Raw genomic sequence first — 15,027 nt, 5'->3', positions numbered from 1 at the left:
CAATCACGCCCTGTGCACGCCGCGCTCCGCCGGCGGCCACTTTTCCGGGGCCCACCTTGCGTCATCCGCACCGCCACCATCAGCTCGGCGCCGCCATGCGCGGCCAGCGTCCCGCGCTGGCCAGCCTGCTGGCGTGGGTAGCGATGCTGGCGGTGCTGCTGGGCTCGCTGCCGTTGCTCGCACCGAGCGCCGACCCGCATGCGCCGTCGGCCCTGCTGCAGGCGCCGCTGCCGGTGGAAGACCGCGGCGGTGGCGACCTGCCGCTGTACGAACAGGCACCGGCCAAGCTGCGCCGTGCATCACTGGCCGACGAAGCCCCTGCGGCGCAGACCACGCCAGACCGGACCGGTGCCATCGCCGCGCTGGGCTGGACCCTGTTGGCGCGCACGCCCACTGACGCGGCTGACCGTTCCCACGACTGGCGCCATGCCAGCGCGCAACCGCCACGCGCCGATGCGCCCGGACGCCGCCAGCAACGCGGCCAAGCGCCGCCGCTGGCCTGATCCACCTTCCGCGTGGGCCCTGACCGGGGCGTGCGCGTCGATCGCTTCTGTCGCATTCGTCACCTGTCGGCCCGGACCGGGCCCTTCGCACCGCACCGCGCCTCCGGCGTCGGCCGCGGCGCTTTCCAGCACCCTTTGGAGTTACTGCCATGGCCCAGCGCCATCGTCTGCGTTCGTCCGCTTCCCGCACCGTCCTGTCCAGTGCTCTGCTGTGCGCCCTGGCTGCCCCGGCCTTCGCCGAAGTCGCCGCGCCGCGCACCCTGGACCAGGTGGTGGTCACCGCCTCCGGCTTCGAACAGAAGATCACCGATGCGCCAGCCAGCATTTCGGTCATCACCCGCGAAGAACTGGCCAAGCGCCCGTACATGACCCTGCTGGATGCCGTGCGTGACCTGGAAGGCGTGGACGTCGGCGAGACCCGCGACAAGACCGGCCAAGGCTCGGTTTCCATGCGTGGCATGGGCTCGGATTACACCCTGTTGCTGATCAACGGCCGCCGCCAGAACAACCACGGCGACATCTATCCGAACAACTTCGGCGGCAACCAGTTCAACCACATTCCGCCGCTGGATGCGATCGAGCGCATCGAAGTGATCCGCGGCCCCGCCTCCACCCTGTACGGCGCCGATGCGATGGGCGGTGTGATCAACGTGATCACCAAGCGCGCGCTGGACAGCTGGCACGGTTCGGCCACGATCGGCCGCACCTTCGAAACCGACGACCAGTTCGGCGATGACAGCACCGTCGATGCCTTCATCACCGGCCCGCTGCTGCCGGGCGTGCTGAACCTCAGCGCACGTGCCAGCTGGTATGACCGCAAGGCGTCCAACCCGGTGTATTCGCCGTCCACCGATCCGGCCGGTGTGGAGCACACCCGCCCGCTGGGCTTCGGTGCCGGCGGCAAGACCGTGGACAACACCAACAAATCCGGCGGCGTCAGCCTGGAATGGAATGCCACCGACGCCCAGCGCATCACCCTGGACTTCGATACCTCGCGGCAGGAATACGACAACTCGATCAAGATCAACGACGCCGGCGTGGAGGAGTACCCGGTCGGCACCGTCGATGGCATCGCCTCGATCTGGCGCGGCAACACCACCACCTGCATCACCCGCCGCAACTGCACGCGCGCCGATCCGCGCGTTGGCTACAGCGCCAGCCAGGAGTTCACCCGCGATGCGTGGGCACTGACCCACGAAGGCGACTGGAGCTTCGGCCGCAGCCTGGTCTCGCTGGCCCACGTGGCCACCAACAACGATGGCCGCACCATGCCGTTCACCGTGGACGAGCGCCGCCAGCTGCTGCAGATGCTCAACGGCACCGGGGCTTATGTCGGCCAGACCGAGGCGCAGCGCCGCGCCGCCGCGGAAGCCGCCTTCCTGCCGCGTCCCAAGCGCACGCTGGAAAGCGCGCAGTACACCCTGGATGCCAAGCTGGACATCCCGTTCCAGCTTGCCGGCGAACACATCGCCGTGGTCGGCGCGCAGGTGATCCGCGGTGAGCTGACCGACGGGGTGTTCGGCATGGAAAGCGGCAATCCCGGCCAGGTCCAGGACCACAACATGTACTCGCTGTTCGCCGAGGACACCTGGAACATCACTGCACCGTTCGCCCTCACCTACGGCCTGCGTTTCGATGACCATGAAGTGTTCGGCAACCACCTCAGCCCGCGCCTGTACGGTGTGTACACGCTCAACGAAGCGTGGACGGTCAAGGGCGGCGTCAGCACTGGATTCAAGACCCCAAAGACCACCCAGCTGTACGACGGGGTGACCGGCTTCGGTGGCCAGGGCACGTCGCCTATGTACGGCAACCCGGACCTGCAGCCGGAAACCAGCACCAGCACCGAACTGGCGGTGTACTGGCAGCACCCGCAGGGCCACAGCGCCAACGCCACCGTGTTCCACAATAAGTTCGACGACAAGATCGCCTCGCAGCCGTGCGGCCCCGGTTTCGCGCTGGCCTGCAGCAGCAGCGGCGAATACGCCGAACTGGGCTATGCCAGCAGCTCGCGCACGGTGAACATCGACGAGGTGGTGATCCAGGGCGCGGAAGTGGCCGGCCGTTGGGAGATCAGCGAACGCTTCGCGCTGCGCGCCAACTACACCTATACCGACAGCGAACAGAAGAGCGGCGCGGAGAAGGGCCTGCCGCTGGGCAACAGTGCCAAGCACATGGCCAACGCCACCTTCGACTGGCAGGCCAGCGAGCGCTTCAACGTGTTCCTGACCGGTGAAATGCGCTCCAAGCGCTACCGCGGTGTCAGCGCCATCACCAGCCAGCCGCTGTACTACAAGGATTACACCGTGCTGCACCTGGGCGCGTCCTACGAGGCGACCGGATGGCTGACCGTCAACGCGCGCATCAACAACCTGCTGGACCGCGATTTCACTACCTACCAGGCCACCTTCACCGACCTGGACGGCAACGGCGCCTATGCCGATGGCACCAACGAAGTGCTGTTCGAGGATGACTACAACAACAAGGACAAGGCCCGCAGCGTCTGGGTCAGCCTGAACTTCACGTTCTGACGGCCTGGGTGACGACACCTGACCCGGTGGGTGACGACCGTTGGTCGTCACAAGGCGTGAGGACCAACGGTCCTCACCCACCCCAGCGGCCGTCACCACCTAATTGCGAACAATTCTCATCAATGCTGTAATGCCCCCTCTCCCTGAGCCCTGCCCATCTGCGTGAGCCGTTCTGTCTCTTCTACCGTGCAGCAACAACAAAGCCGCGGTTTCTGGCTGCGCACGCTGCATCAATGGCACTGGATCAGCTCGGCCGTCTGCCTGGTCGGCATGCTGCTGTTCGCCGCTACCGGCATCACGCTGAACCACGCGGCGAAAATCGAAGCGACCCCGCAGGTGGACAACCGCCAGCTGGAACTGCCGGCCGCAGTGCTGGCACAGCTGGGCACGCGCGACGACGGCAACGCGCCGTTGCCGCGTCCCGCGCGCCAGTGGCTGGATGCAGAACTGGACATTTCCATCGGCGGCCGCGCCGCGGAGTGGTCGCCGGAAGAGATCTACCTGTCGCTGCCGCGTCCCGGCGGCGATGCGTGGCTGAGCATCGACCGCGAGAGCGGCGCGGTGGAATTCGAATCCACCTCGCGCGGGGCGGTGTCCTACCTCAATGACCTGCACAAGGGGCGCAATGCCGGCCCGGCGTGGGGCTGGTTCCTGGATGTGTTCGCCGTGGCCTGCCTGGTCTTCTGCATCACCGGCCTGTTCCTGTTGCACCTGCATGCGCGGCAGCGGCGCATGACCTGGCCGCTGGTCGGCCTGGGCCTGATGATCCCGCTGCTGATCGCCCTGTTGTTGATCCACTGACCTTCCCTGCCCTTTCCTGCTGGAGCCGCCCATGCGCGTCACCCTCACCATCGCCCTCAGCGGCCTGCTGGCCACCTCGCCGGCTTATGCGACCACGCTGGACATCAACGTCGAAGTCCCCAAGCTCAACGTCGCCGAGTACCACCGCCCGTACGTGGCGATCTGGCTGGAAGGGGCCGACCAGAAGGTCGCCGCCAACCTGTCGGTGTGGTACCAGCAGACCGGCAACAGCGAAGGCCATGGCACCAAGTGGCTGCCGGACCTGCGCCAGTGGTGGCGCAAGAGCGGCCGCACGCTGGAGGTGCCGGTGGACGGGGTGACCGGCCCAACCCGCCCGGTCGGCACCCACGCGCTGTCATTCAACGACCGCCAGCCCGCGCTGAAGGACCTCGCGCCGGGCAACTACACCCTGGTGGTGGAAGCGGCCCGCGAAGTCGGCGGCCGTGAACTGGTCAAAGTGCCTTTCAGCTGGCCGGCAAAGTCCGCGCAGAACGGTTCGGCACAAGGCAGCACCGAACTGGGCAAGGTCACCCTCGCCATCAAACCCTGAGCTGTTCCAGCATGGGTCCGTACCTTCTTTCTCCTGGAGTCATACCCCGATGAAGCGCACGCTCGTCCTTGCCGCCGCCCTGGCTGCTGCCCTTCCGTTCTCCGCCCTGGCCCACAAGGCCTGGCTGCTGCCGTCGCAGACGGTGATCGCCGGTACCAACCCGTGGATCACCGTGGACGGTGCCGTATCCAACGATCTGTTCTACTTCAACCACGTGCCGCTGCGCCTGGAATCGGTGGTGGTCACCGCACCGGACGGCAGCAGCGTGCAGCCGCAGAACAGTGCCACCGGCAAGTTCCGCAGCGTGTTCGACATCGAGCTGAAGCAGGCAGGCACCTACCGCATCGCCTCGGTCAACGACGGCCTGTTCGCCACCTATGAGTTGAATGGCGAGCGCAAGCGCTGGCGCGGCACCGCGGCCAGCTTCGGCGAACTGCCGAAGGAAGCAAAGAACGTGCAGGTATCCGAATCGGTAGGTCGGGTGGAAACCTTCGTCACCAATGGCGCGCCGAACGCCACCGCGCTCAAGCCGACCAACAAGGGCATCGAACTGATCGCGGTGGGCCACCCGAACGATCTGTTCGCCGGCGAAGAAGCGACCTTCCACGTGCTGGTGGATGGCAAGCCGACCGCCGGCCTGGAGTTCGAGATCGTGCGTGGCGCCACGCGTTACCGCAACGCGCAGGAAGAGATCAAGGTCACCAGCGATGCCAAGGGCGAGATCAAGGTGAGCTGGCCGGAAGCCGGCATGTACTGGCTGGAAACCGGCACCGAGGACAACAAGACCTCGGTGAAGCAGGCTGAAAAGCGTAGGCTGAGCTACGTGGCGACGCTGGAAGTGCTGCCGCAGTGATCGATCCCCGGAGCCGGGCCTGGTCCGGCTCCACCGGCACCCCAAGCACTTGCTGATGACCAACCCGCTACTCGATATCGCACGCCTTGGCGGCACCACCATGGGCACTTCATGGTCGGTTGCATTGGTGGTGCCGCGCAGCCGCGACCTGCATCCGCTGCATGCCGGCATCCAGGCCCGGCTTGACCGCGTCGTGGCACAGATGAGCACCTGGGAACCGGCATCAAACCTGAGCCGCTACAACCGCGCCGCCGCAGGCAGTTGGCATCCACTGCCGCTGCAGACCCGCCAGGTGCTGGCCGCTGCGCAGGACGTCGCGTCAGCCAGCGACGGCGCTTTCGATCCCACGCTCGGCCCCTTGGTGGCGCTGTGGGGGTTCGGAGCGCATGCCGCCGCGCGGGGCCGCCCGGACCCGCAGGTACTCGCAGCAACCCGCGCCCGTTGCGGCTGGCAGAAGCTGCAGTGGCAAGGCGATGCACTGCTGCAGCCCGGCGGGTTGGAACTGGATCTGTCGGCGATTGCCAAGGGCTTCGGCGTGGACGAAGTGGTGCGCTGGCTGCAGGACCAGCACGTGAGCGCCGCGTTGGTGGAAGTAGGCGGCGAACTGCACGGGTACGGCCGCAAGCCCGATGGCCAGCCATGGCGCGTGCTGGTGGAATCCGCCCCGGAAGAAGACGTGCGTACACCCACCCCGCCGCGCGTGTTGGCACTGGACGGCAAGGCGATCGCCACCTCCGGCGACCGCTGGCACCACTACCAGCAGGACGGCGAACCGATCAGCCACAGCGTGGATCCGCGCAGCGGCCTGCCGGTACAGCGCGCGGCCGCGGCGGTGACCGTGGTCGCCGACGATGCCATGCACGCCGATGCGTGGGCGACCGCACTGACCGTGCTCGGCCGCGATGCCGGGCTGGAACTGGCGACCCGCCTGCAGTTGGCGGCGCGTTTCCTGGAACGCAGCAGCGAGGGTCCGCTGGAAACGCTAAGCCCTGCCTTCCAGGCGCTGCTGCCATGAGCCTGCGCCCGTCACGCGCGCTGTTCGGCAACCTGCTGGTGATGCTGGCCTTGGTCATCGTGGCCTGGCTGCTGCTGCGCCTGCACCTGGGCGAAAGCGGGTGGGAGCTTGCCCCGCGCCGCGCCGCGCTGTGGACCGCGATCGCCGCCGTCGGCGGTTACGGCGCGTTGTGTGCCCTGCTGTGGTGGCAGACCCGGCCACGCCGCGAGCGGACCGATCCGGCGCAGCGGCCGATCCTGCTGGTGTGGGCCAGCCAGACCGGCTTTGCCGCGCAGTTGGCCGAACGCAGTGCCGATGCCCTGCGCGGTGCCGGCCTGGCAGTGCGCGTGCGCAGCATCGAGCAGCTGGATGCCGCCCTGCTGGCAGACAGCGAACGCGCGTTGTTCATCGCCAGTACGACCGGCGAAGGCGATCCGCCCGACCACGCCGCGCCATTCCTGCGCCGGCTGATGACCGCAACGCCGTCGCTGGGCCACCTGCATTACGGCGTGCTGGCGCTGGGCGACCACAGCTACGCGCACTACTGTGCGTTCGGCCACCAGCTGGACGACTGGCTGCGCCGGCATGGCGCGCATGCGCTGTTCGATACGGTGGAGGTCGACAACGCCGACCCCGCCAGCCTTCGCCACTGGCAGCAACTGCTGGGCCAGCTGGGCGGCGATGCCAGCGACCAGCCGGACTGGACTCCGGTGGACTACCAGAGGTGGACGCTGCTGCGGCGCGAACACCTCAACCCCGGCAGCGCAGGTGGCCCGGTGCACTGGCTGCGGCTGCAGCCACAGCCGGGGGCGGCAGGCAGCGAGGTGCAGTGGCAGGCCGGCGACATCGCCGAGGTCGGCCCGCAGCACGCCCCGGGCGTGGTACAGGCATGGCTGCAACGGCACCAGCTGCAGGGCGACACCCTGCTGGCCGATGGGCAGACCCTGCAGGCGCGGCTGTCACGTTCGCAGCTGCCCGTGGTCACCGCCGGCGGCGACCTGCAGACCCTGCTGGCGACGCTGCAACCCCTGCCGCACCGCGAATACTCCATCGCCTCGGCCATGCACGACGGCGCAGTGGAACTGCTGCTGCGGCGCCAACTGCGCGCCGACGGCACGCCGGGCATCGGCAGTGGTTGGCTGTGTGACGTCGCACCGGTCGGCGGCCCGATCGATCTTCGCCTGCGCCGCAACCCCAATTTCCACGGCGTGGACAGCACGCGGCCGTTGATCCTGATCGGCAACGGTACCGGCATCGCCGGGCTGCGCGCGCACCTGCACGAACGCGAAGCGGCCGGAGCCAGCCGCAACTGGCTGCTGTTCGGCGAGCGAAACGCCGCGCACGATTTCCACTTCGGCGACGAGCTGGTGCAGATGCAGCAGCGCGGCATGCTGGAGCGCCTGGATGCGGTGTTCAGCCGCGACGGCGGCGCCCATCGTTACGTGCAGGATCGCCTGTTGGCAGAAGCCGGGCGGCTGCGCCAGTGGGTCGACGAAGGCGCCGCGATCCTGGTCTGCGGCAGCCTGCAGGGCATGGCGCCGGCGGTGGATGCGGTGATCGAACAGGTGCTGGGCGCCGAAGGAAAAGAGGCGCTGGTACTGGCCGGACGCTACCGCCGCGACGTGTACTGAAGCGCGTGCTACCGCTCCGCCGGACCCAGCCGGATCGCCAGCAGCTCACCGCCGCCGTGCAGTGCATGCCGGCGACGCTCGCCGGCAGCCAGCCAGGCCGTGTCACCCTGCTGCATCGGCGGCAGATCAACGTCGGCGTCGGCGTCGAAGCGGGCCTGTCCGGCCAGCAGGTGGATGGCCCAGGCCACGTCCGGTTCGGTGAAAAAATACATCGGCCCTACGATGGGCCGGTGCAGCACCTGCGCAGCCAGCGTGTCGCGCCGCCACATCAGGTTGAAATCGTGGGTGGTGCCGTCCACCAGTTCGCCGTGCAGTGCCTGTTCGCCGGCGAACCGTACGCGACCATGCGGCGGCAGCACCTCGTCAACGCGGCCATCATCGAAGCGAAGGCGCACCCCGTTTCCATGCAGCAGCACCAGTTCGCGATCCACGCCCGGGAATCTGGAAAATGCTGCGTCTGATTCAATTTCGGCGATTGAAAGACGCAGTGCCCAGTCTTCGCCGTCGCTCGGCAGGCGCAGGATTTCGCGGGTCCATCCCAGCCCATTGCGCCAGCGTTCGCGACGGTAATCGACGCTGGGGATGACCTGGCTGGGGTGCTGCAGGATGTCGATCGCGTTCATGCGCCCATTGTGCCGTGCCGTCCCCGCGTTGACGACGCGTCGTGCCGTCAGCGCTTGGCCAGGCTGCCGCCGCAGTCGGCGTCCAGCAGCTGGGAGCGCTTCAGCCAGTCCTGGTCGGGGTAGTACGCAAACACCATCGTGCCGCCGCTGAGTGCATCGATCAGCGGCTTGGCAACGGTCAGCCGCACGGCAGGACAGCCGAGGCTGCGGCCCAGCCGGCCCTGCAACCGTGCGGCGGAGGGATTCACGTAGGGCGCGCCGTGGATCACGATCGCCCGCTCCCGCGCATGGTCGTTGAACCCCGGCTCCAGTCCGTCCAGGCGCAACGAATACCCGTTGCCGCCGACGTAGGTTTCCTGCGCGGTGAACGCCCCGATGCTGGACATGAAGCTGCCCTCGCGATTGGAGAAATGCTCGGTGCGGTCGGCGCCGCTGTTGCGCCCGTGCGCCACCCATTCTTCAAAGAGCAGGCGCTGGCGGCGCAGGTCGAATACCCACAGGCGCTGCTGGGTGGAGGGACGCGAATAGTCGATCACGCCCAGCCGCTCCGGCACCACGCCCAATTCGGGCCGGCGCAGCGCGCAGCGCATCGCACTGGCTGCCAGTTGCAGCACTTTTCGGTCCGCGTTGGGCGCAACCCGGGCCAGGATCGCGCCAAGGTCAGGGCCGGACACCGCAGCCGGCGGCGGCTGCGCACTGGCGGGCAGGCTGCAGGCGGTCAACAGGCCGAGGGCAGCCAGCCAACGGGGGCGTGGCGGTTTCATCTGGGCGGGTTCAACAGATCCATCAAGACCTTACAGGGTGGACCCGGCCGGCTCGGATTCCAACACCGGCTGCATGCCCGGTTCAGCTGCACTTGGGCGTACCGCCGGCAGCGAGGTCACCAACAGGGTGGTGCCCGGCACCAGCGCGGCGTACAGCTGGCGGGCGAAATCCGGCGGCAGCGCCATGGGCAGCGAGGGCGTGGCCAGCAGGTCCGGGGTGGCCCGGGCGTCGGACTGTCCCAGCAACGGATAGGCGGTCCAGCGGTGCAGGCGCTGATGCGCATCCAGCGGGCTGGGCTGGTCGGTATGACCTTCGCCCATCACGAACAGCGTGGTGCCGTCGAAGGCGGGCAAGGCCGAAGCCACCAGCGGGGATTCGCCGATCAATACGCCATCGCGCAGCACGTAGACCCGCTGGTCATGCAGGCTCACCAGCACGCCCACCTGCCCTGCCGGGGCACCCTGTTCGTTCCAGTAGGCCGCCGTTTCCGCACTGGCCGGGACTTCCGGCAAGGATTGGCCGCGGCTGCTGACCGGGGCCAGCACGGCCGGGTAGGCCAGCGTCATCGGCGAGCTCTTGGCGTCAGCCACCACCACCGTATCGCCGCGCTGGGTGGCGCTGAACAGCTTCTGCGCGAAGGCCTGCGGCAGCCGCACGCAGCCGTGCGAGGCCGGGTGCCCGGGCAGCGCGCCACCATGCAGGGCGATGCCATCCCAGGTCAGCCGCTGCATGTAGGGCATCGGCGCGCTGTTGTAGAGGTTGGAGCGGTGGTCCTTGTCCTTCTGCAGGATGGTGAACACTCCGGTCGGCGTCTCATGGCCGGCCTTTCCCGAGCTGATGGTGCTCAGGCCGATGGCGATGCCGTTGCGGTACACGTAGGCGCGCTGCTCTTCCAGGCTGACCACCAGCACGATGGGTCCCGAGGGGGATATCTCCGGGTGCCAGAGGTATTCACCAGGCTTGAGGTCGGTGGGTCCGCGCACGGCCGGTTCGGCCGGTGCTTTGGCGGCAGCTGCCGGGGTGGGCACCTGCGCCCGCAGCGGCAGAGGAGCGATAAGCGCAAGCGCCGTGGCGATCATCAGGGAACACTGCAGCAGTCGCATCAGCGCGCTCATCCAGTCCGTAGCAAGGCCCCACGCTAACGTGTCGGGGGCGCAAACAAAAGAAGGCCCGGCGACACAGCCATGTGTCGTACCGGGCCCTGACAACGTCCTTGTCGGCCTCCCGCCGCCCCGCGCATCCTGCGATGGGGGCAGCGTGCTCCGTGCACGGAGGCCGCGATCATCCCTGGTTGTTTATCCCAGCCCCTTCCACAGGTCTGTGATGCCACCATCCTGGTGTGGTTGACGCCTCCCTGCGCCGGTCGCTGCCACCACGTCCCGTGGCCGGCCCGGGCCCGCTTCCTGCGAACCGCGACAATTCCCCTGTATCAGCGCCTTGGCACGGAACGCACCGGTACCGGTCCGGGTACCGGATCCACCCGGGACATCGTGTCCCCGGTCGTTATCCGCTGTCGATTCCGTTCGACGATGGCTTTCCCTATGCCCTTCACCTGCGTCAAGTCCTCGACGCGTTTGAAGGGCCCGTGCTGCTGCCTGTGCTCGACGATGGCGGCTGCCCGGCTGGGCCCCACCATCGTCAATCCCTGCTGCAGTGCAGAAGCATCTGCCCGGTTGATGTCGACCGGCGCGGCCGCAAAGGCCTGCGTGATCCCCATCGCCAGAAGCAGTGCCCGCAACACGATCCACCAAGGCACGACGTCGTTCTCCTTGTGATCCGAACCTGTCCCGACCGGCATTCCCGTCGGTAAAGACACTGTCCGTCACCACATGTACACAGACTATCGGTCCGTGACATTTCTAACAGCCAGCTAAATACCCGACGCCGTGTAGGAAATTTCCTACCCCCGCTGCTGTGAAAAGACGGGCCGACTCCGTCAGCCGCCCCTATGGCGCACAGTCGGGCATTTCCCGCACGCGTAGAATGGGCAGATCAGTCATTCCAATTCGGAGCTCCAGATGGACAGCGCCAAGCTCGGCCACTACGTCAACCAGAAATGGGACGAGGAAATCGTCCCGCAGCTGGTCGATTACATCCGCATCCCCAACAAGTCGCCAATGTTCGACGCCAACTGGGTGCAGAACGGCTACATGGAGCAGGCCGTTGTGCTGATGGAAACCTGGGCCAAAGCCCAGGACATCCCCGGCCTGAAGGTCGACGTGGTCCGCCTCGAGGGCCGCACCCCGCTGATTTTCCTGGAAATCCCGGCGAGTGGCAGCGAGACCGGCGACGACACCGTGCTGCTGTATGGCCATCTGGACAAGCAGCCGGAAATGACCGGCTGGGACGATGACCTGGGCCCGTGGATCCCGGTGCTGCGCGATGACAAGCTGTACGGCCGCGGCGGCGCCGATGACGGTTACGCCATCTTCGGCTCGCTGGCCGCAGTGCTGGCGCTGCAGGCCCAGGGCCTGCCGCATGCGCGCTGCGTGATCCTGATCGAAGCCTGCGAAGAATCCGGCAGCTACGACCTGCCCGCCTATGTCGACCACCTGGCCGACCGCATCGGCAAGCCGTCGCTGGTCGTTTGCCTGGATTCGGGCTGCGCCAACTACGACCAGCTGTGGTGCACCACCTCGCTGCGCGGCCTGACCGGCGGCAACTTCTCGGTCAAAGTGCTCAACGAAGGCGTGCACTCCGGTGACGCGTCCGGCGTGGTGCCGTCCAGCTTCCGCCTGCTCCGTCAGTTGCTGTCGCGCATCGAGGACCAGGACACCGGCCGCATCCTGATCGACGGCATGCAGGTGGAGATTCCCGCCGAACGCCTCGAGCAGGCCAAGCGCGCCGCCGAAGTCGTCGATACCGCCATCTTCGACAAGTTCCCGCTGGTGGACGGCCTGGTGCCGATGAGCGAAGACCTGACCGAACTGGTGCTCAACCGCACCTGGCGCCCTGCCCTGTCGGTGACAGGCATCGGCGGCATGCCGTCGCTGGAATCGGCCGGCAACGTGCTGCGCCCGCATACCGCGGTGAAGCTGTCGCTGCGCCTGCCGCCCACCGCCGATGGCAAGGCCTGCGGCGAACTGCTGAAGGAAGCCCTGCTGCGCGACCCGCCGAACGGTGCCGAAGTGACGCTGGACCTGGAGAAGGCGTCCAGCGGTTGGAATGCACCGGCGATGTCGCCGTGGCTGACCCAGGCGATCGACGATGCCAGCCGTATGTTCTTCGACAAGCCGGCCATGTACATGGGCGAAGGTGGCTCCATTCCGTTCATGGGCATGCTCGGCGAGAAGTTCCCCGGCGCACAGTTCATGATCACCGGCGTGCTCGGCCCGCATTCCAATGCACACGGTCCGAATGAGTTCCTGCACATCCCGATGGGCAAGAAGGTCACCGCCTGCGTGTCCAAGGTGATCAGCGAACACCACGCCGCCAGCCTGCGCGGGGAGACCAGCGGTTCGCCGGTCGCCGCCGACAGCGGAACCCGCCACGGCGGCCACGGCTGCTGCTGAACTGGGTAAAGTGAGCGACGCCGCAGGCCCCGTCCGGCGGCGTCCCTCATTGCAAAGGATTCCCTGTCCATGAATGGTCTGTTCGGCAGCACCAGCTGGCTCTACATCATCCTGGTCGGCTTCGTGGTCGGCCTGCTCGGCCGCTTCGTCATGCCCGGCAACAACCGCATGGGCTGCCTGCTGACCATCGTGCTCGGCATCGTCGGCGCACTGCTGGCCGGCTGGTTCGGGCAGTACATGGGCTGGTACGCCGCCGGCGAACCGGCTGGTTTCCTCGGCGCGGTACTGGGCGCGGTCGCGGTCCTGGCCCTGCTCCGCCTGGTCAGCGGCGGCCGTCGCTGATTCTTTTCTTTCCCTGATGTCGGCGCCTGCCGGCGCCCGGACGCTGCCTGCATGAACGATCCCGCTTCCCATCCCGAACGCGCCGCGCAGCGCCTGCAGTGGACACGCGCACAGTTGGGCGATGACCAGGCGATGCTGGATCGCGCGTCGGTGGATGCGGGCATGCGCAGTTACTGGCGCGCCACCAGCCGGGGTGGCAGCCACATCGTGATGGATTCCCCGCCCGGCGTGGAAGACGTGCGGCCGTGGTTGCGCATGCGCGCCCTGCTGCAGACGCACGGTCTGCGCGTGCCGACCGTGCTGGCCCAAGACATCGAGACCGGACTCCTTCTGCTGGAAGACCTGGGCGGGCCGACCCTGGCCAAGGTCATCGACGCCGACAGCGCCGATGCCTGGTTCGAACGCGCGATGGACCAGCTGCTCAGCCTGCAGCAGATGCCGGTGCCGGACGACTTCGGCCGCTTCGGCGAGGCGCTGCTGCAACGCGATGCGGGGCTGTTCGACGACTGGTTCCTGCAGCGCCATCTGGGCCTCACCCTGGAAGGCGAGGACCGCCTGCGCCTGCAGGCCGCGCAGCAGTTGCTGATGGACAACGCACTGGGCCAGGCCCAGGTGATGACCCACCGCGATTTCATGCCGCGCAACCTGATGCCGGTGGCCGATGGGCCGGCGGTACTGGATTTCCAGGACCTTGTGCGTGGCCCCATTGCATACGACCCGGTCAGCCTGTTCAAGGACGCGTTCCTCAGCTGGCCGTTGGCGCGCGTGGATGGCTGGCTGGCGCGCTACCACCAGCGCGCGCTGGCGGCCGGCCTGCCGGTGCCGGCGCTTGCGGTATTCCTGCGCGATGCCGACTGGCTGGGCATCCAGCGCCACCTGAAGTGCCTGGGCATCTTCAGCCGCCTGCGCTACCGCGATGGCAAGGGCCATTACCTGGACGATGCGCCGCGCTTCATCGCCTACCTGGATGAAGTACTGCCGCGCTATCCGGAACTGGCCGGGCTGCGACACGTGCTTGATGCGCGGATCAAGCCGGCGATGGCCGCCCAGGGCGAACCGGTGCTGGCCCGATGAAGGCGCTGATCTTCGCCGCCGGCCTCGGCGAGCGGATGCGCCCGCTCACCCTGCACACCCCCAAACCATTGCTGCCGGTGGCCGGCAAACCGTTGATCGTCTGGCACCTTGAGCGGCTGGCCGCGCTTGGCGTCCGCGATGTGGTGGTCAATATTTCCTGGCTCGCCGAAGCCTTCGCGCCGACCCTGGGCGATGGCCGCCAGTGGGGCGTGCAGCTGCATTTCGTCAACGAAGGCGACACCCCGCTGGAAACCGGCGGCGGTATCCTCAATGCCCTGCCCGTGCTCGGTGATGCCCCGTTCCTGGTGGTCAACGGCGATATCTGGACCGACTTCGATTTCGCTGCCCTGCCACGCGAACCGGCGGGCGAGGCGCACCTGGTGATGGTGGACAACCCGGCCCAGCACCCGCAAGGCGATTACCGCCTGGATGCCGCAGGCCTGCTGCACCACGACCGCGCGGGAGCCTGCCTGACCTATGCCGGCATCGGCGTGTACCGGCCCTCGATCGTCGCCGACTGGCGGCAGGTGATCGGCACCGCAGCGGGAAGCGAACGCACGCCGCCGCGGTTCAGCGTGGTGCCGCTGCAGAAGCACTTCATGGCGCGGGGATCGGTCACGGGGCAGCATCATCGCGGACGCTGGACCGATGTGGGGACGGTGGATCGGCTGCGTTTGCTGGACCTGGAGCTGGGTTGGTCGAACGGGTGAGACCCCCTCGCGGGTGGCTGGTTTTAGAGCCGCAGCTGGGCTGGCGCCGGGCGGTGGGGCTGGTCGGGGGACGGCAAAAGCCGCTCCTGCGGGCCTCGTTTCGCGCCATCCATGGCGCTCAACGCCCCCGCCCAGCCC

At 67.7% G+C, this 15,027-nt stretch carries 15 protein-coding genes; 11 read left to right on the top strand and 4 right to left on the bottom strand.

The window, feature by feature from the left end:
• Positions 1-56: 56 nt before the first annotated feature.
• The 7 genes from H9654_RS11365 (at position 57) to H9654_RS11335 (ending at position 7,863) form a co-directional block, all read left to right on the top strand.
• Entirely contained in the window at positions 57-503 is a 447-nt protein-coding gene (locus H9654_RS11365; RefSeq protein ID WP_318241136.1) for a hypothetical protein, read from the top strand.
• Positions 504-652: 149 nt separating this feature from the next.
• Positions 653-3,034, top strand: coding sequence for a TonB-dependent receptor domain-containing protein (locus H9654_RS11360; RefSeq protein WP_191770926.1), 2,382 nt, complete (start codon positions 653-655; stop codon positions 3,032-3,034).
• Positions 3,035-3,196: 162 nt separating this feature from the next.
• Positions 3,197-3,835, top strand: a complete 639-nt coding sequence (locus H9654_RS11355; protein ID WP_191770925.1) for a PepSY-associated TM helix domain-containing protein — start codon at positions 3,197-3,199, stop codon at positions 3,833-3,835.
• A 31-nt stretch (positions 3,836-3,866) separates the two neighbouring features.
• Positions 3,867-4,385, top strand: a complete 519-nt coding sequence (locus H9654_RS11350; protein ID WP_101100804.1) for a DUF2271 domain-containing protein — start codon at positions 3,867-3,869, stop codon at positions 4,383-4,385.
• Between the two features lie 49 nt (positions 4,386-4,434).
• Positions 4,435-5,238, top strand: a complete 804-nt coding sequence (locus H9654_RS11345; protein WP_191770924.1) for a DUF4198 domain-containing protein — start codon at positions 4,435-4,437, stop codon at positions 5,236-5,238.
• A gap of 55 nt (positions 5,239-5,293) precedes the next feature.
• Positions 5,294-6,253 (top strand): FAD:protein FMN transferase, encoded by a 960-nt coding sequence (locus tag H9654_RS11340; protein WP_191770923.1) that lies wholly within the window; start codon positions 5,294-5,296, stop codon positions 6,251-6,253.
• A complete protein-coding gene (locus H9654_RS11335; protein ID WP_191770922.1) occupies positions 6,250-7,863 on the top strand; it encodes a sulfite reductase subunit alpha in 1,614 nt (537 codons plus the stop codon). Before H9654_RS11340 ends, H9654_RS11335 begins: the two co-directional genes overlap by 4 nt.
• An 8-nt stretch (positions 7,864-7,871) precedes the next feature.
• On the opposite strand, the gene H9654_RS11330 is transcribed toward H9654_RS11335, so the two are convergent.
• From H9654_RS11330 to H9654_RS11315, 4 genes are all read right to left on the bottom strand, one after another.
• Entirely contained in the window at positions 7,872-8,486 is a 615-nt protein-coding gene (locus H9654_RS11330; protein ID WP_191770921.1) for a HutD/Ves family protein, read from the bottom strand.
• A gap of 47 nt (positions 8,487-8,533) precedes the next feature.
• On the bottom strand, positions 8,534-9,250 hold the full coding sequence (locus H9654_RS11325; RefSeq protein WP_101100808.1) for a murein L,D-transpeptidase catalytic domain family protein: 717 nt from the start codon (positions 9,248-9,250) through the stop codon (positions 8,534-8,536).
• A gap of 30 nt (positions 9,251-9,280) precedes the next feature.
• Positions 9,281-10,354, bottom strand: coding sequence for a L,D-transpeptidase (locus H9654_RS11320; RefSeq protein WP_191770920.1), 1,074 nt, complete (start codon positions 10,352-10,354; stop codon positions 9,281-9,283).
• Positions 10,355-10,680: 326 nt separating this feature from the next.
• The gene (locus tag H9654_RS11315; RefSeq protein WP_101100947.1) at positions 10,681-11,007 is read right to left on the bottom strand and encodes a ComEA family DNA-binding protein; all 327 of its coding nucleotides are present in this window, start codon (positions 11,005-11,007) and stop codon (positions 10,681-10,683) included.
• A gap of 262 nt (positions 11,008-11,269) precedes the next feature.
• On the opposite strand from H9654_RS11315, the gene H9654_RS11310 reads away from it, so the two are divergent.
• From H9654_RS11310 to murU, 4 genes are all read left to right on the top strand, one after another.
• Positions 11,270-12,763, top strand: a complete 1,494-nt coding sequence (locus tag H9654_RS11310) for a M20 family metallopeptidase (RefSeq protein ID WP_101100809.1) — start codon at positions 11,270-11,272, stop codon at positions 12,761-12,763.
• 69 nt (positions 12,764-12,832) lie between these two features.
• Entirely contained in the window at positions 12,833-13,105 is a 273-nt protein-coding gene (locus tag H9654_RS11305) for a GlsB/YeaQ/YmgE family stress response membrane protein (RefSeq protein WP_101100810.1), read from the top strand.
• A gap of 51 nt (positions 13,106-13,156) precedes the next feature.
• Positions 13,157-14,179 carry an aminoglycoside phosphotransferase family protein gene (locus tag H9654_RS11300; protein ID WP_191770919.1) on the top strand — a complete coding sequence of 341 codons (1,023 nt, stop codon included), beginning with the start codon at positions 13,157-13,159 and terminating at the stop codon, positions 14,177-14,179.
• Positions 14,176-14,889: an N-acetylmuramate alpha-1-phosphate uridylyltransferase MurU gene (murU, locus tag H9654_RS11295; protein WP_191770918.1), complete on the top strand. Its 714-nt coding sequence runs from the start codon at positions 14,176-14,178 to the stop codon at positions 14,887-14,889. The genes H9654_RS11300 and murU overlap by 4 nt, the downstream gene beginning before the upstream one ends.
• Positions 14,890-15,027 lie beyond the last annotated feature (138 nt).

The organism is Stenotrophomonas lacuserhaii, from assembly GCF_014836545.1.
Classification (GTDB): domain Bacteria; phylum Pseudomonadota; class Gammaproteobacteria; order Xanthomonadales; family Xanthomonadaceae; genus Stenotrophomonas; species Stenotrophomonas lacuserhaii.
Note: the sequence above shows the minus strand (reverse complement) of the source record. Positions and strands in the feature narration are given on the sequence as shown.